Below are 23,402 nucleotides of genomic sequence, written 5' to 3' on the forward strand. Positions count from 1 at the left end.
CCGTTCGTCACCGCTCACGCGACCGCCGTCGCCCGCCGGGTCGAGAACCGGCGGACCTTCTCCAGCACGTCGTCGTCGTACATCCGCAGCGCCTGCGCCAGCGCGAACTCGGCCATGTACCGGCGGAACGCGTCGATCGGCTCCTCCGCCGCGATCAGCATGTGCCGGTTCGCCACGACCGTCGGGCCGCGATACGACTCGAGGCCGCGCTCGATCGCGTCGTCCATCTCGGGCGCGTCCACCACCTCGTCGACGAGGTACCGCGCGTCCGGCTCGGTGGCCCGCACCGTGCGTCCGCCGAGGACGAGCGAGCGCGAGAACCGGGACCTTGCGACCCGGCCGAGCCGGAGGTTCGCGGCACCGGGAACGATGCCCTCCTGCGCCGCGGGCAGGCTGAAGAACGCGTCGGAGGCGGCGATGACGTGGTCGAAGACCAGCAGCAGCTGGACCCCGCCGCCGATGGCGAACCCGTCCACCGCCGCGACCCAGGGCTTCTCCAAGGTCCGGGAGTGCCAGCGGGCCGGGTCCTCTACCAGGACGCCCCGCAGCAGCTTGTGGATGTAGCCCAGTTCGCGTCGCAGCAGAAAGTCCACCAGCGAGATGTCGCCGGCGTGCAGGGCCTTGAGGTTGATGCCGGCGCTGAAGATCCGCCGCCCCGCGTACTTGGGATGGCTCATCACCCCGCCGCGGACCAGGCCGACCTCGGTGGCCGGATCGAGCAGCACCAGGTCGACCGCGGTCTCCATGTCGTCGACCTGCCGCCCGTCCTCGGCGTTGAGGCAGTCGTCGCGGCACATCGTCACGTGCGCCGCGGCCCCGCGCCGTTCGACACGGACCGAGCCGAGGTCGACCGTTCCGGTCCGCGCGAACTCCGGCCCCGCCTCCAGTGCCCGGGCCGTGGGGCGCAGCATCGCGTCGAGCAGGTGCGGCCCGCTGGCGCGCGAGCCGAGCACCCGGTTGAAGAAGATGCCCTGGTCGATCTCGTGACCCTCTTTGGCGGCCTGGGACCGGCCCCGCTCGGCCGCCAGTTCCGCCGCGGTCGGCACGAGGCCCGGAAACCGGATCGCGGCGGACCCGGCGAGCTCGGCCAGCCGCAGGTGCCGGGTCCGGCCGTCGGTCAGTTCGGCATAGACGGCGTCGACGTGTGCGTCCAGGAACGCGCACCGCAGGGCCCTGATCTCGTTCTTCACCGCCGCCGCTGATTCCTCCGGCGAACGCCGTCCGGCCTCCGGCAGCGCCGCGAGCGTGGCCGCGGCCCGTGCCGCGGCCGCCGCCAGTGCCGCGCGGGCATCGGCGAACACCCCTCGCACCGCTTGCGGGCCGGATCCGATCACCGCGGCAGTCACGCCGCGACCCCGTCGGCCCCGGCCGCCACCTGCCGCAGCGTGCGGTCGCAGGCCGCCAGATGCGCGCCGAGGGCCTCCTCGAAGCTGGTGGTGGCCGCGTCGAACATCAGCTGCCGCCGGATGGCGAGCTCGGGCCCGGCTACGGTCGCCGTCCGCGCGGCCACGATCTCCAGCGCCCCAGCGACGTCGTCGGTGACCTCGTCGACCAGTTGCAGCGCCAGCGCGTCCGGCGCACCGATCGGTTCACCGAACAGCAGCGCCCGGCGTACCGCGGCGGTCTGCGATCCCTGATGGGCCAGGCGGTACAGCGCCATGCCGGGCCACGTCGCACCGGCGCCGACGGGCACCACCAGTCGCGCGTCGGGCGTGGCGATGCGGTAGTCGGTCGCCAGCAGCGCGTCCAGGGCCGGCCCGCCGACATCGCCGTCGGCGATCCCGATCAGGGGGACCGGCAGCCGCTCCAGTCGCCGCAGCGCCCGCTCCCACCGGCTCACCAGGCCGACCGTGAGCTCCTCGAGCCGCGCCCGGGCAGGAGCGCCGGAGGCGTGCACGACGAGTTGCCACACCGCCTGGCCGGGCTCGGCCCGGTCACACGCCTCGCCGACCCTCGCCACCAGCTCGACGGAGATGGGCTGCGCGCCGTCGACGGCCAGCGTCTCGGTGCCGGCCGTGGATGCATTCCGGTTCATGGTCTCCCCCGTCACCACTGGACCAGCGCTGTCTCGATCGTGGAACCGGGGCCCATCGTCATCATGACCCCGTAGTCACCCGGCTCCGCGACCCGTTCGCGCAGCAGGCGCTCGTACGAGAAGAGGAACGAGCAGCTGGACAGGTTGCCGTAGTCGGCCAGCACGCCGGTGGTGTGGCGCACGTCGTGGCGGGTGAGCCCGAGGTTCACCCGCACCGCGTCGATGACCTTTTTGCCGCCGGAGTGCACCAGCCAGTGCCGGATCGCGCTGCGCGGCAGGCCGGCGCCGGCGAGCAGCCGGTCCACGACCCGTTCGGCGTGCGCGCCCACCACGTACGGGATGTCGGGGTCCAGGTAGAAGCTGAACCTGTTCTGGTCGCCGTCCCAGTCGTACCGCATCGCGCCGATGGCGTCGGTGATGATGTGACTGGCGAACGACAACACCCGCGGGCCCGGGGCGGCGTCGCCGTCACCAGCCACGAGTGCCACGGCCGCGGCCCCGTCGCCGAACAGGCTGTTGACGACTGCGGTGCGCATCGTGGCGTCGAACGCGTACGCGGCCGAGCATGCCTCCGCACACACCATCACGGCGAGCCGGCCCGGATTGCTGCGGGCCCACGCCACCGTGCCGTTGAGGGCATTGAGCCCGGCGTTGCAGCCCATCCCGACGACGTCCACCCGGTGGCAGCCCGGGTCGATCCCGGCCTCGCGGATGATCAGCGCACTGAGCCCCGGGGTGAGGAACCCGGTCGTGGTGACGCAGCAGAGATAGTCGACGTCCGCCAGCGTCGCCCCGGCACTGTCCAAAGAGGACCGCAAGGCCCGCAGTCCCATGTCGACGGCGAGCCGGGTGTGCTTGGCCAGCAGCTCCCCCTGCAGCTCGGGCACGCGGTTGCCGTGCGCGTCCGGCGGCGGGAGCGTCAGGTGTCGGCGGGTGATGGCGCTGTTAAGGAAGACGGAGCGGATCTTCGGATCGGTGATCGCGAGAAGATCCAAGAGCTCCTGCTGGGTGTACGAGTCGGGGGTCACGGCCGTGCCGACGCCGGCAATGCGGGCGGGTCCCGGGCCGGCGGCCAGGAGGTTCAGCTCCTCGGGCCGGGCGTCTTCCAGGCTGATGGTCATCGGTAGGTCCAGCCCCACATGCGACGCTTGGGGCGTGGTTTGACGGCCGTCCGGATCATCGTGATCGGTCCTCCGTGAGGTCGATGGACAGGGATGGTGCCGGGTCCTCTCAGAACTTGCCGAGAAACTCGATGACGGCGGTGTTGACCTCGTCGGGACGTTCCAGGTTCCCGAGGTGACCGGCGCCGTCGATCTCCACGAGGTCACAGTCCGGGATGGTCTCGGCCACCTCCGCTGCCAGGTGCGGCGGGCAGATCAGATCGTCGGAGAAGGCGATCATCCGGCACGGCACGGGCACCCGCCGCAACCTCTCCCGCCGGTCCGACCCGACATCCACCCAGTCCTGCCCGCCGGCCGTGGCGTCGCCGGACAGCTCGAACACGTCGAGCCACAACGACACGGTCGCGTCGTCGTTCAGCGTCCGCGGCGAGAACATCTGCAGCACCGACGTCGGGGCCGAATACGCCGTCGGCAGCCGGACGCCGCTCTCGGACAGGACCTGGTCGGCCCGGTGCAACGCCCGCCGGACCAGATCCGACCGGGACCGCGTCGCCATCAGCACCGCCGACCGCACCAGCTCGGGCCGGTCGATCGCGATCTCCTCCGCGATGACCGCGCCGAGCGACGTCGCCACCACGTGACACGGCCCGATGCCCAGGGCCTCGATCAGGCCGATCGTGTCGGCCACCATGTCGTCCAGGCTGTAACGGCCCGGCGGCGCGTCCGACGGCGCGACGCCGCGGTTGTCGAAGATGATCGTCTCGTACCCGGCCTTGTTCAACGCCGGCGTCTGGTGCGCCGTCCACACCCGCCCGCTCGCCCCGGAACCCATGATGAGCAGGACGGGATCGCCGGCACCGCTGCGCTCGTACGCGAGCTTGATGCCGTTGGCCGTTATGAAGCGCATTGTACGGCTGCCGCCTCTCCACGTGACGAACCCGGCCGCGCCCTCGACATCACCATCGGCGGTCACCACGCGGCTCCGTGCCATCATCGCGAGGGCGGGCGAATCGATCAACGTTCACCGCTGCCGTTCAACTGCCCAGATCGACAGTTGAACGCCGGCCGCGCCGTCCTCTAGCGGCGCGGCACCAGCCTCACCGGCAGGCTCTTGGGGCCGTTCACCACGATCGAGTCCAGCGGCACCGGTTCACCGGCGGCCTCCACGTCCAGCTTCCGTTCGATGATTTCCTGGTACAGGAAGCGAATCTCGACACGGGCCAGCACGCTGCCGACACAGAAATGCTCGCCGAAACCGAGGGCCAGGTGCCGGTTGGGCTGCCGCCGCACGTCGAACCGGTCGGGGTCGTCGAACACGTCCTCGTCGCGGTTCGCCGACGGCAGCCAAAGGGTGACCAGATCACCGGCGGCGATCTGCCGCCCGCGGATCTCGACCGGCCGCGTGGCCGTCCGCATGATGTGCGTCGGCGTCGACGTCCACCGCAGCACCTCGTCGACCGCGGTGGGCAGCAGGCCCGGATCGTCCACCAGAAGCCGCCACTGCTGCGGATGCTCCATGAAGGCGAGCATCCCCCCGGACGCCGCGATGCGCGTGTTCTCCGCGCCGCCGACGAACAGGTTGTCGCAGTTGAGCAGGATCTCCTCCTCGCTGAGCCGCTCACCGTCGATCCGCCCGGCCACCAGCACGCTCACCAGGTCGTCGCCCGGGTTCGCCGCCTTCTCGGCCGCAAGGTTCTGGAAATGGCCCATGATGTCCATGTGCGCGAAGCGGCGGGTCATCGCGTCACCGGCTCCGAACGCCTCGCGGCTCAGCCTGAACAGCTTCTCCCAGTCCGCCTGCGGCACACCCATCATGCTGCAGATCATGTACAGCGGGATCCTCGCGGCGATGTCCTCCACGAAGTCGCACTGCTCCCGCTCGACAGCGAGGTCGATGACGCTGCCCGCCACCTCACGCATCTTCGCCTCGATGGCCCGCACCGAGCGGACCGTGAACCACTCGTCGACCAGCCCTCGCAGCTGCCGGTGCCGTGGCGGGTCGGTGAGCGCCAACGTCCGGCCGCCACCCGGATCCGCTCCGTGCCCCGAAGGCCGCAGCAGAATCCCCCGCGCCGAACTGAACGTCTCGGCGTCACGGAAGACCGCCTTCACGTCGTCATACTTCGTCAGGGCCCAGAACGCCGGATAGTCCGTGGCCTCGTGCAGATGGACGGGGTCATTCTCCCGGAGCCACCGCCACTGCACGAACGGGTCACCGTCACAGTAGAGTCCGGGATCGACGAGGTTGATACGCGGGACGGGAAGATTCGAGACATCGACCGACACCGCCGCACCGTGCCACCCCACGTCACGAACCGTCAACTGTGGACCGTGGCCCCGCCGCACGCGAACCCATCGATGACCTACCGGCTGGATTCGTAACAGCCACCTTCTGACGCCCCTCCGACGGGTCCCGCCAGGTGAAGCTGACGAATACCTGGTAGCGCTGGTCCACGACGCACCGCTACCGATCCGCCCGGTGAGGCGGCCCGGCGCCGATTCCAGGGTTGCATCCGGTACCCAGGTACAGGCTTACCGTCGAGGGACACCAGCCTGAGGAGCCTGTCATGTCGTTCGACGCCCCTGACGCCTGCACCCTGCCGACCGCGGAACGGCCGCTGCGGCTCGCCGAGTTCGACGCGCTGTTCGGCAGCGCCGTCCGGTCGGTCGAGACCGTGAGCCCGACCCATGCCCGGATGCGGCTGGCCGGGCCGGCCGGCCTCGAGGCGACGGTCCGCGACCTCGCCGCGCGGGAGACCGCGTGCTGCTCGTTCTTCACCTTCACCGTGACGCCCGGCCCCGCCGACGGCGCGCTCGTCCTCGACATCGAGGTCCCCGCCGCGTACACCGACGTCCTCGCCTCTCTGGCCGGCCGGGCGACGGCCGTGGCGCCCCGGTGACCGACCCGCTCTCCCTGCCTACTGACGGAGCTGCCACATGAGCCTGCCACTGCGACCGGTGCACACCCACCACGACCCGAAACCGGCGGCGGCGGACAACGCGCCGCCGATGCGGAGCAAGGTCAGTGGCGTCCTCGCCGCTGCCGCCTGCGCCGCCTGCTGCGCCCTGCCGCTGCTCATCGCCGCCGGGGTGCTCACCACCGCCGGCGCCGCGGTCGTCGAGCAGACCCTCCTCGCGGTCGCCGCAGGACTCGCCGCCGTCGCGCTCGGCATGTGGTGGCTGCACCGCCGCCGCAGCGCCCGGCGGGCCGCCGCCGCGGGCGCCGCCTGCGGCTGCGGCGGCGGATGCGGCTGCTGACCCGCACCACAAGGGCGTCCTTCCGCGACGATGTGCTGCGATACACGCATGACGATCATCCGGTCCATCCTGCTGTTCCTGCTCGCCGCGCTGGCCGAGATCGGCGGTGCGTGGCTGATCTGGCAGGGCGTCCGGGAGCACAAGGGGCTGCTGTGGATCGGCGCCGGGATCGCCGCCCTCGGCGCCTACGGCTTCGTCGCCACCCTCCAGCCCGACGCGAACTTCGGCCGGATCCTCGCCGCGTACGGCGGTGTCTTCGTCGCCGGCTCGCTCGGCTGGGCGATGGTCGTCGACGGGTTCCGGCCCGACCGCTACGACATCGTCGGCGCCGCTGTCTGCCTGCTCGGCGTGGCGGTCATCATGTACGCGCCGCGGCACGGCTGAGCAGGTCAGGCCGGCGGGTGTGGCGGCAGCCGCACCCACACCCGCTTGCCGCCCTCGTGGTCCTCGACGCCCCACCGCTCGGCGAGGGCGGCGATGATCGCGATGCCCCGGCCGCTGTCGCGGTCGATCGTGTCGGCGTCGGCCGGCATGCGCGGCACGACCGCGGACCCGTCCGCGACGGAGACGGTCACGTGCCACTCGTCCGCCTGCAGCGCCAGCACGACCCGGCCGCCGCCGTACCGCACCGCGTTGGTGACCAGCTCGGTGACCGCCAGCATCGCCCGGTCGACCCAGTCGTCGTCGGTGAGACCCCAGCCGGCGAACGTCGACACCACCGCCCGCCGTGCGATGGCGGGTGCCCCGTCGCTGATCGGGAGGTCGAAGTGCGCGGTAAGGATGCTCACCGCGGCGGGCCTGCGCTCGCAGTTGCCGTCACGGCCCGTGCAGTACCCCACCCGTTCACGTGACGAAACTTGCCGGACGGCAAAGGCTGTCGGGTGCGGCCGCCACCGGGCGTCAGAGGCCGTTCGGCGGCTGGTCGAGCGGGAGGCGGACGGTGGCGGTGACGCCGCCGCCCGGGGTCGGCCGCAGCGTGATGGTGCCGTGGTGGCGGTGCACGATCAGCCTGCTGGCGGGCAGGCCGAGGCCGGTGCCGGGGATGCCGAGGTCGCGCACCCGGCTGCTGCGGTGGAAGCGTTCGAAGACCTGCTCCAGCTCGTCGGCGGCGAACAGGCCGCCGGCGCGGATGTCCTCGACCCAGACCGGCTGCTGCTCGGTCCAGGCGACGCCGGCCAGCCCGGCGCCGGTCGGCAGGTGCGCCGGGATCGGCAGGCCGGGGCCGTCGCGGGTCCAGGCGGCGGCGGGGCGCATCACGTCGGTGAGCGGGTCGAACAGCCACAGCTCGGCGTACGGCCAGCCCAGCGTCTCGCCGACGGCGGCGAGGACCGCCCGCCCGGCGGCCTCCAGGTCGGCCGCGGCGGGCAGGGTCCGGGCGACGGCCAGCTCGCACCGGCGGAACCGTTCGGCGCGGCGCTGGTCGGTGACGTCGTGCACGGCGGCGACCGCGCCGAGCCGCCGACCGTCGCGGTCGGTGATCGGGGTGGCGTTCACGGTGTACCGGCGCGGCCGGCCCCGCCGGTCGGGGATGATCTGGTCGTCGCTGCGCACGGTCTGCCCGCACAGCGCCCGCACCAGCGGCATCTCGTCGGCGGCGAACAGGCGGCCGTCGGGGTGCGTCACGTGGAACAGGTCGGCCCACTGCTCCGGCGGGCTGTCCTCGTAGCCCTCACTACCGGTCAGGAAGTCCCGCAGCGCCCGGTTGAGCAGCACGAGCCGACCCTGCTCGTCGCAGGCGGCGACGCCGGTGTCGAGGCACTCCAGCAGCGCGTGCAGGAACGCCCGCTGCCGCTGCGCGTCGCTGCGGGCGGCGACGCCAGCGCCACGGGCAGGCCGGTCGCGGCGGCCGTGAGCTCGACGACGTGGTCGATGATCGGCTGCCATCCCGCCGAGTCGTCACGGGCCCGGCGGACGGCCGCGAGCCGGGCCACCGACCCCAGCCGGCCGCCGATCTCTGCCACGGTGCCAGGATTTCACACGACCATACCGTATAGGTCCGAAATGCGCGGTTCAGTGACCATGGTGGTACTGGTGGACGACCGCGTGGCCCTTGCCGCGGGAGATCATCCACCGGTTCAGGGGCGTGGTAAGCACGAACGCCACGGCCAGCGAGAACGCCAGCGAGGCCCAGAACAGCCACGCGGTCAGCCCGGCGTCCATCGCGCCCGGCACGGTCACCATGACCGCGTTGTCGAGCACCTCCATGACGGCGATGGACACGGTGTCGGCGGCGAGCGCCACCTTCAGCGCCGTCCGCACGCCGACACCCGCGCGCAGGACGCCGCGCATGGTCAGCGCGTAGCCGAACACGAAGGCGAGCGCGACGGACAGCCCGACGGTGGCGGCGTTGTGCAGCCCGAACGCGGTGCCCAGCACCATGCCGAGGACCTCGCCGATCGCGCAGCCGGTCAGGCAGTGCAGGGTCGCCTGCGCCGCCGCCGCCCACGTCGTCGTCGCCGCGGTGCTGACCGGGTGGTGATGCGTGTGATCCATGTCGACCTCCCTTTTCCGGTGCCGACTATACCCCCCTGGGGTATCTACGCAACGGTGGCCCGCGACACGTACCGGCGTCAGTGCACGAAGACCGGGCCTTCCGTGACGGCTGGGCGGCCACCGGGCAGCGCGGCCGCGAGCACGACGGCACTGACCGCCGCCACCATGGCGGCCGCGGTGTAGGCGGCGGTGAAGCCGTCCAGCGGGCCGCCCGGCGCCGCCGCCAGGTCACCGGCGGCGATGGCGGAGACGAGCGCGACGCCCAGCGCGGCACCGAGCTCGTGACCGGTGTTGAGCAGGCCGGAGGCGCCGCCGGCGGCCGCGTGGTCGACGCTGGTCATCACCGAGGTGGACGCGGTGACGAACCCGGCGCCGAGGCCGGCCGCCGCCAGTACGAAACCCGGAAGCACCGCACTGAAGGGCTGGGCGTGCGGCTCGACCCGGGCCAGCAGCCCGAACCCGGCGGCGGCCACGGCGAACGCGACCAGCATCACCGGCCGGGCACCGAAGCGCTGCAGCCCCCGGCCGGTCAGGTGCGCGGAGACGATCGTGGCGAGGGTGACCGGCAGGAACAGCACCCCGGTGCGCAGCGCGGAGTAGCCGAAGCGGTGCTGCAGCAGCATCGACGTGAGGAAGAACCCGCCGATGAGCAGGCTGGAAGCGGCCAGCATGACGGCGTTGCCGGCGATGACCGGCCGGCGGCGCAGCAGCCCGGTGGGCAGCAGCGGCGACCGGGTGCCCCGCTGGACCGCGGCGGTCGCCAGGCCGAGCACCGCGGCGCCGGCGAACGACAGCCAGGTCGAGGTCGCCGTCCAGCCCGCCGTGCCGGCCCGCACGAGGCCGTAGATCACCAGGGCGGCGGTGCCGGTGAGCAGCAGCGCGCCGGGGACGTCCACCCGCCCGGGCTGCCGCGGCGACGGTGGCACCATGAGCCGGACCGCCAGGCCGACCGCGATGCCGATCGGCACGTTGACGAAGAACACCCAGCTCCAGCCGGGGCCCGACACGAGCAGCCCGCCGATGAGCACGCCGGCCGCGGCGCCGCCGCCCCCGACGGCACCCCAGACGGCGAGCGCCTGGTGCCGGCGCCGGCCGTGGAACAGGGTGCTGACGATCGACAGCGCCGCCGGCGACAGCATCGCCGCGCCGACGCCCTGCGCGGCCCGCGCGCCAAGGATGACGGCCGCGTCGCCGGCGAGCCCGGCGGCGAGCGACGAGGCGGTGAACACGGCCAGCCCGGCCAGGAAGACGGCGCGCCGGCCGAGCAGGTCGCCGAGCCGGCCACCCAGGACGAGCAGCCCGCCGAAGCACAGGGTGTACGCGGTGACGACCCACGTGGCCGCGCCGGCGTCGAGCCGCAGGTCGTCGGACATCTTCGGCAGCGCGACGTTCACCACGGTCACGTCGAGGATGACCATGAACTGCGCCAGGCACAGCAGCGCGAGCGTGCCCCAGCTGCCGGATCTCTCGTGGTGGTGCTCCATCCTCGGCCTCCCATAAGTCGTACAGCGATGTACGGCTTACTGTAGGGCGCGCGCTGCTAAAGTCGAACACCTGTGTTCGACTTCACTTCGCTGCACCTCACGAAGGCGGGACCATCCGATGCCACCGACGACACCGCGCCGGGCCGACGCGCGCCGCAACATCAGCGCCATCCTCGACGCCGCGCAGGCCTGCCTCGCCGCCGATCCGGCCGCGAGCATGCAGGACGTCGCCCGCGCCGCCGGCGTCGGCAGGGTCACCCTGTACGCCCACTTCGGCTCCCGCGCCGAGCTGCTGGACGCCGTCTTCACCCAGGTGATCGCCGACGCCGAGCGCGCCCTCGCCGAGGTCGACCTCGACGGCGACGAGCGCCAGGCCCTCGCCCGGCTGATCGCGTCGTCGTGGCGGATCGTCGAGCGGTCCCGGCTGCTGCTGCACGCCGCCCAGCTGGAGCTGCCCGCCGACCAGATCCGCGAACACCACCGCCGCCCGCTCGACCGGGTCGAGAAGCTCATCGAGCGCGGCCGGCAGGCCGGCACGTTCCGGACCGATCTGCCCGTGACCTGGATGACCGCCGTGGTCTACAACGTCATCCACGGCGCGGCGGACGAGGTCACCGCCGGCCGTCTCACGCTCGAGCAGGCACCGGACGTCATCACCACGACCCTGCTGTCGGCCTTCACCCCACCCGCCCCGACCGGGAGATACTGACGGCACCTTCCCGCTTCCCGGAGGCCTTGGTGACCCGCCGACCGATGTGGCCGTTGTACGCGGCCGGCTTCACCACCGCCTTCGGGGCGCACGGCATCGCCGCCAACCTGGGCGGGTTCGCGGAGGGTGCGGTCACGTCGCTGCTGGTGCTCGGCGGCCTGCTCGCCCTGTACGACGGCGCCGAGGTGCTGCTCAAACCGGTGTTCGGCAACCTCGCGGACCGGGTCGGCGCGCGGCCGGTGCTGCTCGGCGGGCTCGTCGCCTTCGCCGTCGCGTCCGCCCTCTACGCCGTCGCCGACAGCCCCGGCTGGCTGTGGGCCGCGCGCCTCGGCCAGGGCGCCGCCGCGTCCGCGTTCTCCCCCGCCGCGTCGGCGCTCGTCGCCCGGCTCAACCCGGCGGCCAGGCACGGCCGGGCGTTCGGCTCGTACGGCTTCCACAAGTCCATCGGCTACACCCTCGGCCCGCTGCTCGGCGGCGTGCTGGTCTGGGCCGGCGGGCTGCGGCTGCTGTTCGTCGTCCTGGCGGTCCTCGGCGCGGCCGTGGCGGCTTGGGCGGCGCTCGCCGTGCCCGCCGTCGCTCCCCTGCCGAAGCAGCGGCAGACCGTGGTGGACCTCGCGCGCCGGCTGGCCGACCGCGCGTTCCTCGCCCCGACCGGCGCGCTCGCCGCGGCGACCGCCGCCCTGTCCGTCGGCGTCGGGTTCCTGCCCGTCAACGGCCGGACCGCCGGCCTCGGCACGGTCGCCACCGGCGCCGCCGTGTCGCTGCTCGCCCTCTGCGCGGCGGTCGTCCAGCCATGGGCGGGCCGGGCCCTGGACGGGCGGCGCCTCACGACCCGCACGGGCCTGACCGCCGGCCTGGCCGTCACCGCCGCGGGCCTGGCCTGCGCGGCGCTGCCGGGCCTCGCCGGGCTGCTCACCGCCGCCGCCCTGATCGGCGCCGGCACCGGACTGATCACCCCGCTGGGGTTCGCAGCGCTCGCCACCGGCACGCCACCGGAACGCCTCGGCCAGACGATGGGCACCGCGGAGCTCGGCCGCGAGCTCGGCGACGCCGGCGGCCCGCTCCTCGTCGCGGCGATCGCCACCCTCGCCACGCTCGCGTACGGCTTCGCCGCCCTGGCCCTGCTCCTCGCCGCCGCCGCGGCCGCGGCCTTCCTCGCGCGCCCGAAGCCCGCCTCGGCGCCGCCGACGCAATAGCGGAAACGGCGATGCGCGCCGCTGGATGCGGAAACGGCGATGCGCCGGGCCCTTGAAGGACCCGGCGCATCGTCCGGTGGTGCTTACGACCAGGAGCTACTGGCCCACTCGTCACTGGACCAGTAGTGGCCCGACCAGTAGTGACCGGACCAGTAGTGACCGGACCAGTAGTGGCCCTCCCAGTCGGGGTCGGCCCACGACGCGGCGCCGTTCCAGGGCTTGCCCGACCAGGTCGCGGCCGCCCACGTCTTGGACGCCCAGGAGGTGCCGGTCCAGTTGTCGCCGGCGATGCGGTACCCCATCCAGGTGCCGCCCGACCAGCTCGTCTGGTTGGCGCTGCGCGGCGCCCACGTGGCGGGGGCGAACGGGCCCCAGACGGCGTTGTCGCCGCTGAGCGCCACGTTGTCACGGACGAGGCGGCTGGTGCCGCGGGCGTCGTCGAGCTTGCCGGTGCCGGTGGAGCGGTTCCAGCCGGTCGCATACAGGTTCTGCGACGCGATCGCCGCGTTCAGGTTGAGGGCCTTGATGTTGCGGGTCATCGCCAGGCCCGAGACGAAGCTGGCGGAGGTCGTCAGCACGGTCTTGACCTGGTCCGCGGTGAGCGTCGGGCGGGCCTGCAGCAGCAGCGCCACCGCCGCCGACGTGACGGCCGCCGCCTGCGAGCTGCCGCTGCCGCGCAGCAGCGTCGAGCCGACCTTCGCCGACGGATACGTCAGGTCGATGTTGGAGCCCGGGTTGGCGAGCGAGATGATCGACTCGCCGGGGGCGACGAAGTCGACGCTGCGGTTGTTGCCGCCGATCGTGGTGAACGAGGCGAAGTCGTCGTCGGAGACGTTGGTGGTGCCCTTGATGGAGCTGGCGGCGACCGCGAGGACCGCCGGGTCGCTGGCCGGGTCGCTGACCACGAGGTCGTTGTTGCCGTCGTTACCGGCAGCCGCGACGACGACGATGCCCTTCAGCCAGGCCTGCTCGACGGCGTACTGGACCGGGTCGCTCCACGAGTTCGGCGTGCCGCCGGTGCCGTAGGACAGGTTGATGACCCGGATCGGGTTGGCGGGGTCGTCGTTGCGGTGTGCCACCACCCAGTCGATCGCCGCGATCATCTGCGACACGTCGACCGCGCCGTTGGCGGTGCCGACCTTGATCGACGTCAGCTTCGCCTTGGGCGCCAGGCCGACGGTGCGGGTGGTCGGGTCGTTGCCGACGATGATGCCGGCCATGTGGGTGCCGTGCCCGTACGTGTCGAGGTAGCGCAGATCGGGGTCCTGCGACTCGAACGACAGGTCCGGCCCGTTCACGATCTGTGAGGCCGGCAGGCCGGCGACGGGGGCGACACCGGTGTCGATGAGCGCGACGCCGACACCGGCGCCGGTCAGTCCGGCCGCCGCGCCCGTCGAGGCGTTGATGGCGGCGCGTACGGTGGCGAGCGTCGTGCCGGCCGAGCCGGTGCTGCTGCCGAGCCAGGCGCTGGACGCCCAACCGGCGTCACCGACCTGGGTGTGCGCGGGTGCCGCGGCCGCACCGAGGCCGGCAGCAGTCGCGGCTGCGGCCACGGCGGCCGCCACAATCCGGCGTCCTGCCGCCGCCCGACGCCGCATGGCTGATCTGGGCATGGGATCTCCGTTCCCGCCGCTGACGTGTCGCGGCGCGAGATCCACAATGACCCGGCGCGGCCGGAAAATCACTGGCCGTGAGCCGTCTCGGGCCGCCCGGACACGGGTTCCGCCCAACCACCCGACGCGATGTCAGGTGGCGACCGTCGCGCCGCACCCGCATCGCAACCGGCCCGGCACCCGAGCGGCTCCCGTGCCTGGCTCCGCACGCGATCGGGGCCGCGCACCGCATATCCGGCACCGCGGCCCCGGCCGGCACCTAGGCTGTCCACCGTGGGGGATGAATCAGCCGTAAACCGCCTAAAACGCCGACGGCCGTTCCGGCTGCGCGCCGCTGTGGGTGCGGGCTGCGTGCTCCTCGTGCTGCTGGCCACGGCGGGTTGGGCCGCCTCCCGCACGGTCGACCTGCGCGGCGATCTGCAGGCCGTCGCCGACCTGACCCGCCGACTGCAGCAGCAGGCCATGTCCGGCGACCGCGAGGGTGCGGCCGCGACGCTCGCGGCGGTGCAACGCCGGACCGGGGCGGCGGCCGCCGCGGCGAACGACCCGGCGGTGCGCCTCGCGAGCCTGCTGCCGGGCAGGGGGCGCGACATCCGGGCCGCCCGCGTGCTCGCCACGGCCGCCGACGATCTCGCCCGGGACGTGCTCCCACCGCTGCTCGACGCGGCGCGGCGGCTCGCCCCGCCGGCGCAGCCGGCCGACTCGGGCGTGGACCTGCGGCAGATCCGCGCGCTGGAGCAGCCGGTGACGACGGCGCTCGCGGCGCTGGACCCGATCCGCAAGCGCCTCGCCACGATCCCCGTGCGGGCGCTCGACCCGGCGGCGGGCGCGGCGGTGACCGACCTGCGCCGCAAGCTCGATCGGGGCGGCGACGCGCTGCGCGCCGCGCAGCAGGCCGTCCAGCTCCTGCCGGCGATGCTCGGCGGTGGCGGCGAGCGGCGGTACCTCGTGCTGTTCCAGAACCTCGCGGAGGTCAGGGCCACCGGCGGGATGCCCGGCGCGTGGGCCGTCGTGGCGGCCCACGACGGCCACCTGACCTTGACCGCCCAGGGGACCGCGTCCGTCGGGCTGCGCGCATTCGACGCGCCGGTGCTGCCCGTCGATCCGCAGGTGCGGTCGCTGTACGGCGCCGGCGTCGCCAGCCATCCGGCGAACATCACCATGGTGCCGAACTTCCCCACCGCCGCGGCCGTGGCACGGGAGATGTACCGCCGCCGCTCCGGCGAGACCGTCGACGGTGTCGTCGCCACCGATCCGGTCGCGCTGTCCTACCTGCTCGCCGCAACCGGACCGGTGGCGGTCGCCGGCGGGCCGGCCCTGGCGACGGACAACGCCGTGCGGGTGCTGCTGGCCGAGACCTACGCGCGGTACCCGACGCAGGCACAGCAGGACGCCTACTTCGCCGACGCGGCCCGGGCGACGTTCCAGGCGCTGACCGGCCGGGCGCTCAACCGCGGCGCGCTGCTCACGCAGCTGAGCCGCATCGTCGCCGAGCGGCGCCTGCTCGTGTGGAGCGCGTCGCCGGACGAGCAGCGCGGCCTCACCGGCACCCCGCTGGAGGGCGCGCTGCCCGACCGGGACGCCGCCGCGGCGCCGCTGGTGGGGGTGTTCCTCAACGACGGCGGTGGCTCCAAGCTCGACTACTACCTCGTGCCGTCGCTCGAACTGGTGTCGGCGGGCTGCTCGAGCGACGGGCTGCGGGAGCTGACGCTGCGGGTGACGCTGCGATCGGCGGCGCCCGCCTCGGGCCTGCCCGCCGGCGTGTTGACGTTCGCCGAGGTCACCGACCCGTACACGGCGCGGACGTTCGTCTCCGTGTACGCGCCGGTGGACTGGGGTGTCGAGCGCGGCACCCTCGACGGCGCCCCGGTGCGGCTGGCCAGCGGGTCCGACGGCGGCCGGATGGTCGTGGTCACGTCCGTCGACCTGCCACCGGGCGCCAGCCGCGTGCTCGAGGTGCGGCTGGTCGCGCAGCAGGTCCAGCCCGGGGCCTGGAAGCCGCAGGCGCGCACGACGCCGACCGTCAGGCCCTGGACCGTCGAGTCACGTTCGGCTGAATCCTGCGGCTGAGGCCGCTACGTTGAGAACATGACTCACAAATGGGACTTTCTACGACAAGGAGGGTTGATGTCATGAAACGGCTGTATACGCTGCTGTGCGGCCTGCTGCTGGCCGGCGTTGCGATGACCTTCGCTCCTCCCGCGCATGCCCAGGTGGAGTACCCGCCGGCCCCGCCGACGGGTGGCGTCTCCGACAGCACGGTGCGGCGCGACGGCACGGTGACCTTCTCCGGCAAGAGCACGCCGTTCGACACGGTGACCGTCACCGTGAAGTACGCCAACGGGCGCTCCGAGATGGCGGGCACCGTGAACGCCGACGCCGAGGGCAACTGGTCCCTGGCGATGTCGCTGAGCTACCCCGGTGTCGCCACGCTGAGCGCGGCGACCAGCAACGGCGTGGTCACGCAGCAGGTCGTGGTCCTCGCCAGGAGTGTCAACCAGTCGAACTCTTCGTCCAGCGACTCACAACTGGCCACGACCGGCGTCGCCAACGGCCAGCTGCCGACGATCACGCTCATCGGCGCGGGCACGGTCATGCTCGGCGCGCTCCTCGTCGTCGCAGGCGTGCGGTGGCGCCGGCGGACCGGCACCGCGGACTGAGCACGGTCGCCACAGGTAGGGCCGCGACGGCACCCTGACGTCGCGGCCCTACCGTTGCGGGACGCCCCCGAGCGCCGACCGCGGCCACCAGCCCCGCTCGACGGCGAGCGCGGTGTAGAGCCGGTCCGTGTCGGCGACCAGCCGGTCCGGGCCGAACCGCGCCGCCGCCAGCTCCCTGGCGCTCCTGCCCATCCGCTCCCGGGTCGCCGGGTCGCCCAGCAGCCGGACGACCGCCTCGGCGAGCTCGGCGGCGTCGGGTCGGCACAGCACGCCGGTGACACCGTCGCGGACCACGTCGCCGACCGCGCCGACCCGGGTCGCGACGGCCGCGACCCCCGCGATCGCCGCCTCGATGAGGCAGACCGGGGTGCCTTCGTTGTCCGACGTGAGCACGACGAGATCGGCGGCGGCGTAGACGGTCGCCACGTCGGCGCGCCAGCCGATGAACCGCACCGCCTCGCCGAGGTCGGCGGCTGCGGCGCGGGTGTCGGCGAGCCGGTCCCCGTCCCCGCACACGACCAGCGTCGCGGTGGGGTCGGCGGCGTGCACCCGGCGGGCCACGTCGATGAGCCGTTCGGGTCCCTTGATCGCGGTGACCCGCCCGACGTAGGCGATCACCGCGCCGTCGGCGGGCAGGCCGAGCGCGCGCCGGGCCTCGCCGCGCGCCGGGATCGGGCCGAGGGCCGTGCCCGGCATGATGACGCGGTACGCCGCGGCCCGGCCCACCCCGGCGCGCAGCAGGTCGTCGCGGACCTGGCCGCCCACCGCGACCAGCCGGTGGGTGTGCCGCGCGAGCACCTGCTCGACGCCGGTCACCAGCCGCGTCTTCGCCGGCGTGAAGTAGCCGTGCAGCAGGTGCCCGTGGAAAGTGTGCACCCGCACCGGGACGCCGGTCAGCAGCGCCGCGATGCGCCCGAGGGTCCCGGCCTTCGCGGTGTGGGTGTGCACGATGTGCGGCCGGAAGCGGCGCATCTCGGCGGTGAGGTCCAGCAGCGCCCGGTAGTCGCCGCCGGTGCGCAGCCGCCGGCCCAGCGTCGGCACGTGGTGCACCGCCAGGTCCAGCCCGTGCAGCAGGTGGTAGTCGGCCTCGCCCGGCTCGACGTGCCCGGTGTACAGCCGGTGCTCGAACCGCGCCGGGTCGAGTCCCTGCAACAGGGTGGACACCTGCATCGCCGGGCCGCCGACGTTCAGGCGGGTCAGCACCCGCATGACCCGCAGCCGCCGTACCTCGGGATCACGGTTCATGGCGAGCTCCGGGTGCGGGTGAGCGCGTCGCGCAACGGCTGCTGGTAGAGCATGGCTCCGGACACGCTGAGGTGCGCGCCGTCGCGGTAGACGAGGGCACCGTCGACGAACGCGCTGCAGCCGCCGCCCGCGGTGCACAGCCGCTCGCCCAGGTCGAGGTACTGCGCGCCGGCGCTCGCCGCCACGGCGCGTTCGGCGGCGACGATGTCGTCGCGCAACCGGCGCACCTCGTCCGGCCGCAGGTGACCGCAGTCCGGGGACGGCGTGGACAACAGCCGCGGCCGCAGGCAACCGGGGAGGTCCCGATGCTGCGGGACGGCGCCGATGACGATGACCGGGCTGTGCGGCGCGATCGTCGCGACCGTCCGCGCCAGGTCGGTGCTCCACGCGGCGAGCTCCCGCTGCCGGGCGGACCCGTGGGCGTCGCCGGGCGCGTCGGGCAGCAGCAGCGGGGCGGCGCTGCCGTTGAGGTAGCCGTAGCTGGCGTTGGAGACGATGACCGCGCTGTAGGGCGGATCGTGCTCGGCGATGGCGCGGAGGCTGCCTTCGGCGAACCGCCGGCACGGCTCGCTGAGGTACCGGACCTGACTGAGCAGCGGGCACCCGCCCATGGTGGCGATCTGGACGTCCAGCCCGGCGGCCCGCCCGGCCGCGATCGCCGGCTCGGCGAGGTGCCCGGCGTTCGAGTCGCCGATGAGCAGCGCCGTGCCCCGGGAGCCGGGGGTGGGCCACGTGCACGGCCGCCGGGCCGGGTCGCCGAGCGGCAGCTGCTGCGCACAGCCGGCGGTCAGGTCGATGTGTGCCGGCGCCGTGATCGCGCGGACGGCGGCGATGTCCGGCCGGAACCAGCCGTGTCGCGTGGCGACGGCGACGCCGAGGCCGGCGGCGGCGGGCAGCAGCAGGCACACCACCGCGAGGCGCACGGTGGCGGCCGCGGTCAGCGGCGATTTCCGGCGGCGGTCCGGGCGGTGGATCGGCAGCTCGACGAGCCGGTAGGCCAGCACGGCGGGCACCAGCGAGGCGAGCGCGGCGAGCGGCCGGACGCCGGGCAGGTCCGGCAGGCAGGTGCCGGCGATGACGATGACCGGCCAGTGCCAGAGGTACCAGCTGTAGGACAGGTCCCCCAGTGCGACGGCGGGACGCGCGGACAGCCAGGCGGTCGGCGCCGCCGGGCCCGAGGCGCTGCCCGCAACGAGCAGGCACAGCGCCGCCGCGACCGGCACCGCGGCGAGCAGCCCCGGAAACGGGTCATCGGCGTCGATGCCGAAGGCGGCGGCCGCCAGCAGCACCGTTCCGGTCCAGGCGAGCAGTGTCCGGACCGCGCGCCGCGGTGCGCGGCCGCCGGCGGTCGCGACGGCGACGGCGGCGCCCGCGAGGAACTCCCAGGCCCGGGTAACGGGCGCGTAGAACGCGAGCCGGCGCACGACCTCCGGGTCGGTCAGCGCCGGCACCCCCACGGCGCGCGGCACCCAGCCGTAGGTCAGGCACACCGCAAGGCCGAGCGAGGCGACGCCGGCCAGGGCCAGGGCGGTGATCAGCACGGCCGTCGCCGGTCGCTGCGGACGCCGGCGGCGGGCGATCAGCCACACCGCCCCGAGCGCGGCCGGGAACAGCAGGTAGAACTGCTCCTCGATGGACAGCGTCCACAGGTGCAGCAACGGGTTGGACTCGGCGTGCGGCTGGAAGTAGCTGCCGGCGAAGCGGAAGAAGTAGCCGTTGGCGCACAGCAGCGACGCGGCCGCCGAGGCGTAGCCGACCGCCGACATGCTGCCGTCGAGCGGGCTGAAGAGCAGCGTCGTCGCCGCGATGGTGGCCGCCGACACCACCGCCAGGGCGGGGAGCAGCCGCCGGGCCCGCCTGGCGTAGAAGGTGCGCAGCCGGATCCGTCCGGTCGCGGCGAGCTCGCGCAGCAGCATGGCGCAGATGACGTGGCCCGACACGACGAAGAACACGTCGACGCCGACGAAGCCGCCGGGGACGGGCAGTCCGCAGTGGTAGAGCACGACGAGCGTGACCGCCACGGCGCGCAGCCCCTGGATATCGCGACGGTGGTGCCGTGTCTCCTCACCGCCCGCTGCCATCACAGAATCCGATATTAGGAGCTAATCGCCCAAATCACCCGTAAAATCGTGAATGTGACTTCGGGCGGCCTTCGCGTTTCCACCTGGTCGGCGGGATGGGTCGTCGAAGGCGTGGCGGCGGGCGCCCTCGTTGCCTACATCGCGCTACGGCAGCCGCTGCTGGCCCTGGGCCTGGGCCTGGCGCTCGCCGTCGCCGTCGCCGCGATGCGGCCCGGCATGATCGTGCCGTCGCTCGTGCCGCTGAGCACGGCCACCACCGCCTATCCGCTCGCCCACATCGGCGTGTACGTGGGCGCCGCGATCCTGATCGTCACCGTCGTGCGCCGCGCGTTCGCCGCCCGGGACGCCCGCGTGCGGCTCGGCTGGCCGCCGGTGTGCCTCACGCTGCTCGCCGCCGCGCTGGTGGTCAGCGCCCGCGGAGACGGGCCGCCGGGCCGCGACAGCGACCTGTCCGGCCTGCTCATCGGGCTAATGCTGGCGGCCGTCATCGGTTTCCTGCCGCCGCGTCCGCTCACCGTCGCGCGGGTCGTGACCGTCACCGGCGCGGTCGCCGCCGTGCTCGCGACGGTCGACGGCGTCTACGTGAGCGGCCGGATGTCCGGCGCCGGGCTGCTCGCCAACTACTTCGGGGCGCTGCTGGCCATCTGCGTCGCGACCGGTGTGGGCCTGGCCCGCGCCGAGCGCCGCGTCGCGTGGCTGATCCCGGTCGCCTGCTGCCTGGCCGCGATCGTGCAGACGCACTCCCGTGGAGCGGTCGTGGCGACCGCCGTCGGGATCGTCGTGGCCTTCCTCGCCGGCCGGCCGGCGCGCTGGCAGATCGCCGGCGCCGCCCTCGCCGGCGTCGCCGGTCTCGCGACGGTGCGGGTGGCCAACCCGCTGGCGGACGCGGTCGTCGGCAGCCGCAGCGCCACGCAGCTGACCATCAACAGCGAGGTCCGGCTCCAGGCGGCCCGCCTCGCCGTCGACATCGCGCAGGACCACCCGCTGCTCGGCATCGGGTATGCGACGTTCCCGCGGATCGCCGCCGCCGATCCACGGCTCGGCATCTACATGAACACCCACAACGACTTCCTGCGGCTGGCGGCCGAGTCCGGGGCGGCCGCCCTGGTGCTGTTCCTCGCCGTGCTCGCCGCCGCGCTGTGCTGGCGGGCCGGCGCGGGCTTCCTGCCGCTGCGGGCCGCCGTCGCGGCCGGCGCGGCGAACCTGTTCTTCGCCAACACCCTGTCCAACCTGACCGCCAGCGGCCTGTTCTGGGTGTGCCTGGGCGTCCTGCTGGCCGGTCGCGGCAGCGACCGGCGCGCCGACATTGAGGAGACCACCACCGATGCTCGACTCCACCACTGAGGTCCGTGCCGGCGACCGGTTCGCGTTCGGCGCGAACTGGATGTCCTTCGTCGAGGTCGTCGACGACGTCCGCATCGACACGGCGACCGCCTCGCTGACCACGGCGCTCGGCCTGACCGGTCCGCCCGAAGGCAAGCGCCTGGACGGCAGGACGTTCCTCGACGCGGGCTGCGGCAGCGGCCTGTTCTCGCTCGCCGCCACCCGCCTCGGCGCCCGGGTGCACGCCTTCGACTTCGACCCGGCGTCGGTGGCGGCCGCCACCGAGCTGCGCCGGCGGTTCGCCCCGCACAGCGACTGGCGGATCGAGACGGGCTCCGTCCTGGACCCGGACTACCTCGCCGGTCTCGGCCAGTTCGACGTCGTCTACTCGTGGGGCGTGCTGCACCACACCGGCCGGCTCTGGACGGCCCTCGCCGGGGTCACGGACCTCGTCGCTCCCGGCGGCCGGCTCTACATCTCCGTCTACAACGACCAGGGCTTCGCGAGCCGGGCGTGGCGGCGGGTCAAACGCCGGTACAACCGCTCAGGGCCGGCGCTGCGCGCGGCACTCGTCGGTCTCAGCGCCGTCTACCTCGCCCGGCACCGTCCACTGCAGACGCTGATCAGGGCCGTCAGGCTCGGCACCGGGCACCGCCGTCCCGCGCCCGCGCGGCCGGCTCCCCGCACCCGCGGCATGTCCCGCCGGCACGACCTCGTCGACTGGGTCGGCGGCTACCCGTTCGAGGTGGCCAAGCCGGAGGAGGTCTTCCGGTTCCTCACCGGCCGCGGCTTCGAGCTTCGGCATCTCACCACGTGCGGCGGTGGCCTGGGCTGCAACGAGTACGTCTTCGAGCGGGTCGGCACTGGCCGCCGCGTCGCTGCGCCGGCGCAGTGACGCGGCGGCCGCACGGGCGGCCGCCAGCGCGCTGACGGGATCGGGCAGCAGCCGGGCGGCGGGGGTCCCGCTCGCCCGGCAGAACCACACCAGGTGGACCACCGCGAGGCACCCGTAGCTGATCGACGCGGCCAGCCCGCAGCCGGCGATCCCCCACCGCGGCACCAGCACCAGGATGAGCCCGACGTTGACCGCCAGCGCCGCCACCGACGTCGCGGACATGACGACGGGCCGCTCCAGCCGGATCAGGTACGCGCCGAGCTGCCGGGTCACGCCGAGCGCGAGCAGTCCGGGGGCCAGGGCGTACACGGCGGGCAGGGCCGGTCGGAACGCAGCGCCGTAGCCGAGCGGCACCAGCAGCGGCGCCGCCAGGGCCAGCCCGCCCGCGGCGGCCAGCGCCAGCGCGACCGAGACGCGGGTGGCCCGTACGGTCGCCGCAGCCGCCGAGCGCAGATCGGCGACGGCCTGGCCGGCCAGGCAGGCCCGGGCCAGCGCGTCGGTCGGGATGCGGGTCAGCTCGGCCAGCGTCACCGCCACGGTGTAGAGACCGACCGCCCGCGCGGACGTCATCGCCGCGAGCGCCAGGACGTCGAGCCGGTAGGTCAGGTACAGCGCGGTCGATCCGGCGTGGTAGCGGACGCCGAGCCCCAGTGCCCGCCGGGCCAGGGCGCCGTCGAACAGCGGCAGCCGGGGGCGCACCGCCCGCAGCTGCAGCAGCAGCGGCACCGCCGAGGAGACCGCCCAGATCCCGACGACCCAGCCGACGCTGATCCAGCCGGTGAGCGCCACGCCCACCAGCGCGGCGCACTGCAGGACGCCGGAGGTGAGCAGCGCCCGGTCGACCACCCGCACCTGACCGGTGAGCATCAGCACGGTGTTGAGATGCAGCACCGTCATCATCGCCGGCACCGCCAGCAGCCCGCAGGCCAGCACCGCCGGCGCCGCGGTGGCCGCCGCGCCGAACACGCCGGCGGCGGCCAGGCCAGCGGCGCCGAGCGCGGCGGCGGTGCCGAGCACCGGTGCGAGCACCACGCTGCCGGCCGTGACGGCGGCCTCCCGGGCCGGCCACAGCCCGACGTACGCCTGCTCCAGGGACAGGTGACCGACCGCCATCGTCGCGGTCGCGACGGCGACGACGATCGCGTAGGCGCCGCGCCCCTCCGGCTGCAGGGCCCGCGCGACGACGACGCCGGCGGTCCCGCCGAGCACCACCAGCAGCAGCCGAACCCCCACGCTGCGGGTCAGCTGCGGCAGGCCCTGGCCCGGTCGCATCGCGCGGGGCGACGGCC

The 23,402-nt window shown here is 73.9% G+C and carries 21 protein-coding genes and 1 pseudogene; 9 read left to right on the forward strand and 13 right to left on the reverse strand.

Going from position 1 to position 23,402, the window contains the following annotated elements:
* Nucleotides 1-14: 14 nt before the first annotated feature.
* From dpgC to ABZ321_RS51820, 5 genes are all read right to left on the reverse strand, one after another.
* Nucleotides 15-1,301: a (3,5-dihydroxyphenyl)acetyl-CoA 1,2-dioxygenase DpgC gene (dpgC, locus tag ABZ321_RS51800; RefSeq protein ID WP_354903796.1), complete on the reverse strand. Its 1,287-nt coding sequence runs from the start codon at nucleotides 1,299-1,301 to the stop codon at nucleotides 15-17.
* 41 nt (nucleotides 1,302-1,342) lie between these two features.
* Nucleotides 1,343-2,035, reverse strand: a complete 693-nt coding sequence (gene dpgB, locus ABZ321_RS51805) for an enoyl-CoA-hydratase DpgB (protein WP_354903797.1) — start codon at nucleotides 2,033-2,035, stop codon at nucleotides 1,343-1,345.
* An 11-nt stretch (nucleotides 2,036-2,046) separates the two neighbouring features.
* Nucleotides 2,047-3,156 carry a 3,5-dihydroxyphenylacetyl-CoA synthase DpgA gene (gene dpgA / locus ABZ321_RS51810; protein WP_344514527.1) on the reverse strand — a complete coding sequence of 370 codons (1,110 nt, stop codon included), beginning with the start codon at nucleotides 3,154-3,156 and terminating at the stop codon, nucleotides 2,047-2,049.
* 109 nt (nucleotides 3,157-3,265) lie between these two features.
* Entirely contained in the window at nucleotides 3,266-4,129 is an 864-nt protein-coding gene (locus tag ABZ321_RS51815; protein WP_354903798.1) for an alpha/beta hydrolase, read from the reverse strand.
* Between the two features lie 104 nt (nucleotides 4,130-4,233).
* Nucleotides 4,234-5,442, reverse strand: a complete 1,209-nt coding sequence (locus ABZ321_RS51820; RefSeq protein ID WP_354903799.1) for a cytochrome P450 — start codon at nucleotides 5,440-5,442, stop codon at nucleotides 4,234-4,236.
* A 281-nt stretch (nucleotides 5,443-5,723) separates the two neighbouring features.
* Here ABZ321_RS51820 and ABZ321_RS51825 point away from each other — a divergent pair, with 281 nt between their 5' ends.
* The 3 genes from ABZ321_RS51825 to ABZ321_RS51835 are packed head-to-tail and all read left to right on the forward strand — an operon-like array spanning nucleotide 5,724 to nucleotide 6,798.
* Nucleotides 5,724-6,056, forward strand: a complete 333-nt coding sequence (locus ABZ321_RS51825; protein WP_354903800.1) for a hypothetical protein — start codon at nucleotides 5,724-5,726, stop codon at nucleotides 6,054-6,056.
* 37 nt (nucleotides 6,057-6,093) lie between these two features.
* A complete protein-coding gene (locus ABZ321_RS51830) occupies nucleotides 6,094-6,414 on the forward strand; it encodes a hypothetical protein (RefSeq protein WP_354903801.1) in 321 nt (106 codons plus the stop codon).
* Between the two features lie 48 nt (nucleotides 6,415-6,462).
* Nucleotides 6,463-6,798: a YnfA family protein gene (locus tag ABZ321_RS51835; RefSeq protein ID WP_354903802.1), complete on the forward strand. Its 336-nt coding sequence runs from the start codon at nucleotides 6,463-6,465 to the stop codon at nucleotides 6,796-6,798.
* A 5-nt stretch (nucleotides 6,799-6,803) separates the two neighbouring features.
* Here the strand turns inward: ABZ321_RS51835 and ABZ321_RS51840 are convergent, their stop codons facing one another.
* The 4 genes from ABZ321_RS51840 to ABZ321_RS51855 all read right to left on the reverse strand — a co-directional run bounded on the left by ABZ321_RS51840 (nucleotide 6,804) and on the right by ABZ321_RS51855 (nucleotide 10,391).
* Nucleotides 6,804-7,202 carry an ATP-binding protein gene (locus ABZ321_RS51840; protein WP_354903803.1) on the reverse strand — a complete coding sequence of 133 codons (399 nt, stop codon included), beginning with the start codon at nucleotides 7,200-7,202 and terminating at the stop codon, nucleotides 6,804-6,806.
* A gap of 112 nt (nucleotides 7,203-7,314) precedes the next feature.
* On the reverse strand, nucleotides 7,315-8,298 hold the full coding sequence (locus ABZ321_RS51845) for a PAS domain-containing protein (protein WP_354903804.1): 984 nt from the start codon (nucleotides 8,296-8,298) through the stop codon (nucleotides 7,315-7,317).
* 126 nt (nucleotides 8,299-8,424) lie between these two features.
* On the reverse strand, nucleotides 8,425-8,907 hold the full coding sequence (locus tag ABZ321_RS51850; RefSeq protein WP_354903805.1) for a DUF4396 domain-containing protein: 483 nt from the start codon (nucleotides 8,905-8,907) through the stop codon (nucleotides 8,425-8,427).
* 77 nt (nucleotides 8,908-8,984) lie between these two features.
* Nucleotides 8,985-10,391: an MFS transporter gene (locus ABZ321_RS51855; RefSeq protein WP_354903806.1), complete on the reverse strand. Its 1,407-nt coding sequence runs from the start codon at nucleotides 10,389-10,391 to the stop codon at nucleotides 8,985-8,987.
* 118 nt (nucleotides 10,392-10,509) lie between these two features.
* Here ABZ321_RS51855 and ABZ321_RS51860 point away from each other — a divergent pair, with 118 nt between their 5' ends.
* Together ABZ321_RS51860 and ABZ321_RS51865 are read left to right on the forward strand one after the other, a co-directional pair.
* Nucleotides 10,510-11,100 (forward strand): TetR/AcrR family transcriptional regulator, encoded by a 591-nt coding sequence (locus tag ABZ321_RS51860; RefSeq protein WP_354903807.1) that lies wholly within the window; start codon nucleotides 10,510-10,512, stop codon nucleotides 11,098-11,100.
* Nucleotides 11,101-11,129: 29 nt separating this feature from the next.
* On the forward strand, nucleotides 11,130-12,296 hold the full coding sequence (locus tag ABZ321_RS51865) for an MFS transporter (protein WP_344514505.1): 1,167 nt from the start codon (nucleotides 11,130-11,132) through the stop codon (nucleotides 12,294-12,296).
* Between the two features lie 83 nt (nucleotides 12,297-12,379).
* On the opposite strand, the gene ABZ321_RS51870 is transcribed toward ABZ321_RS51865, so the two are convergent.
* On the reverse strand, nucleotides 12,380-13,849 hold the full coding sequence (locus ABZ321_RS51870; protein WP_354903808.1) for a S8 family serine peptidase: 1,470 nt from the start codon (nucleotides 13,847-13,849) through the stop codon (nucleotides 12,380-12,382).
* A 411-nt stretch (nucleotides 13,850-14,260) separates the two neighbouring features.
* On the opposite strand from ABZ321_RS51870, the gene ABZ321_RS51875 reads away from it, so the two are divergent.
* Together ABZ321_RS51875 and ABZ321_RS51880 are read left to right on the forward strand one after the other, a co-directional pair.
* Nucleotides 14,261-15,979 carry a DUF4012 domain-containing protein gene (locus ABZ321_RS51875; RefSeq protein WP_354903809.1) on the forward strand — a complete coding sequence of 573 codons (1,719 nt, stop codon included), beginning with the start codon at nucleotides 14,261-14,263 and terminating at the stop codon, nucleotides 15,977-15,979.
* 62 nt (nucleotides 15,980-16,041) lie between these two features.
* On the forward strand, nucleotides 16,042-16,569 hold the full coding sequence (locus ABZ321_RS51880; protein WP_344514500.1) for a hypothetical protein: 528 nt from the start codon (nucleotides 16,042-16,044) through the stop codon (nucleotides 16,567-16,569).
* A 48-nt stretch (nucleotides 16,570-16,617) separates the two neighbouring features.
* Here ABZ321_RS51880 and ABZ321_RS51885 read toward each other — a convergent pair whose 3' ends face one another.
* The gene (locus tag ABZ321_RS51885) at nucleotides 16,618-17,814 is read right to left on the reverse strand and encodes a glycosyltransferase (protein ID WP_354903810.1); all 1,197 of its coding nucleotides are present in this window, start codon (nucleotides 17,812-17,814) and stop codon (nucleotides 16,618-16,620) included.
* Nucleotides 17,811-19,895 (reverse strand): acyltransferase family protein, encoded by a 2,085-nt coding sequence (locus ABZ321_RS51890; RefSeq protein WP_354903811.1) that lies wholly within the window; start codon nucleotides 19,893-19,895, stop codon nucleotides 17,811-17,813. Before ABZ321_RS51890 ends, ABZ321_RS51885 begins: the two co-directional genes overlap by 4 nt.
* A 54-nt stretch (nucleotides 19,896-19,949) precedes the next feature.
* Between ABZ321_RS51890 and ABZ321_RS51895 the strand changes: the two genes are divergently transcribed.
* Both ABZ321_RS51895 and ABZ321_RS51900 read left to right on the forward strand, forming a co-directional pair.
* On the forward strand, nucleotides 19,950-21,239 hold the full coding sequence (locus ABZ321_RS51895) for an O-antigen ligase family protein (RefSeq protein WP_354903812.1): 1,290 nt from the start codon (nucleotides 19,950-19,952) through the stop codon (nucleotides 21,237-21,239).
* Nucleotides 21,220-22,113 (forward strand): class I SAM-dependent methyltransferase, encoded by an 894-nt coding sequence (locus tag ABZ321_RS51900; RefSeq protein ID WP_354903813.1) that lies wholly within the window; start codon nucleotides 21,220-21,222, stop codon nucleotides 22,111-22,113. The genes ABZ321_RS51895 and ABZ321_RS51900 overlap by 20 nt, the downstream gene beginning before the upstream one ends.
* Before the next feature lie 57 nt (nucleotides 22,114-22,170).
* On the opposite strand, the pseudogene ABZ321_RS51905 reads toward ABZ321_RS51900, so the two are convergent.
* Nucleotides 22,171-23,385: pseudogene (locus tag ABZ321_RS51905) on the reverse strand (polysaccharide biosynthesis C-terminal domain-containing protein); the annotation flags it as partial.
* Nucleotides 23,386-23,402 lie beyond the last annotated feature (17 nt).

The organism is Dactylosporangium sp. NPDC006015 (assembly GCF_040614215.1).
Classification (GTDB): Bacteria; Actinomycetota; Actinomycetes; order Mycobacteriales; family Micromonosporaceae; genus Dactylosporangium; species Dactylosporangium maewongense.

Coding starts and splice junctions, on each gene's coding strand:
- ABZ321_RS51885 (WP_354903810.1), bottom strand. CDS start 17,814: ATGAACCGTGATCCCGAGGTACGGCGGCTGCGGGTCATGCGGGTGCTG.
- ABZ321_RS51860 (WP_354903807.1), top strand. CDS start 10,510: ATGCCACCGACGACACCGCGCCGGGCCGACGCGCGCCGCAACATCAGC.
- ABZ321_RS51825 (WP_354903800.1), top strand. CDS start 5,724: ATGTCGTTCGACGCCCCTGACGCCTGCACCCTGCCGACCGCGGAACGG.
- ABZ321_RS51855 (WP_354903806.1), bottom strand. CDS start 10,391: ATGGAGCACCACCACGAGAGATCCGGCAGCTGGGGCACGCTCGCGCTG.
- ABZ321_RS51835 (WP_354903802.1), top strand. CDS start 6,463: ATGACGATCATCCGGTCCATCCTGCTGTTCCTGCTCGCCGCGCTGGCC.
- ABZ321_RS51890 (WP_354903811.1), bottom strand. CDS start 19,895: ATGGCAGCGGGCGGTGAGGAGACACGGCACCACCGTCGCGATATCCAG.
- ABZ321_RS51850 (WP_354903805.1), bottom strand. CDS start 8,907: ATGGATCACACGCATCACCACCCGGTCAGCACCGCGGCGACGACGACG.
- dpgB (WP_354903797.1), bottom strand. CDS start 2,035: ATGAACCGGAATGCATCCACGGCCGGCACCGAGACGCTGGCCGTCGAC.
- ABZ321_RS51880 (WP_344514500.1), top strand. CDS start 16,042: ATGAAACGGCTGTATACGCTGCTGTGCGGCCTGCTGCTGGCCGGCGTT.
- ABZ321_RS51830 (WP_354903801.1), top strand. CDS start 6,094: ATGAGCCTGCCACTGCGACCGGTGCACACCCACCACGACCCGAAACCG.
- ABZ321_RS51845 (WP_354903804.1), bottom strand. CDS start 8,298: ATGGCAGCCGATCATCGACCACGTCGTCGAGCTCACGGCCGCCGCGAC.
- dpgA (WP_344514527.1), bottom strand. CDS start 3,156: ATGACCATCAGCCTGGAAGACGCCCGGCCCGAGGAGCTGAACCTCCTG.
- ABZ321_RS51900 (WP_354903813.1), top strand. CDS start 21,220: ATGCTCGACTCCACCACTGAGGTCCGTGCCGGCGACCGGTTCGCGTTC.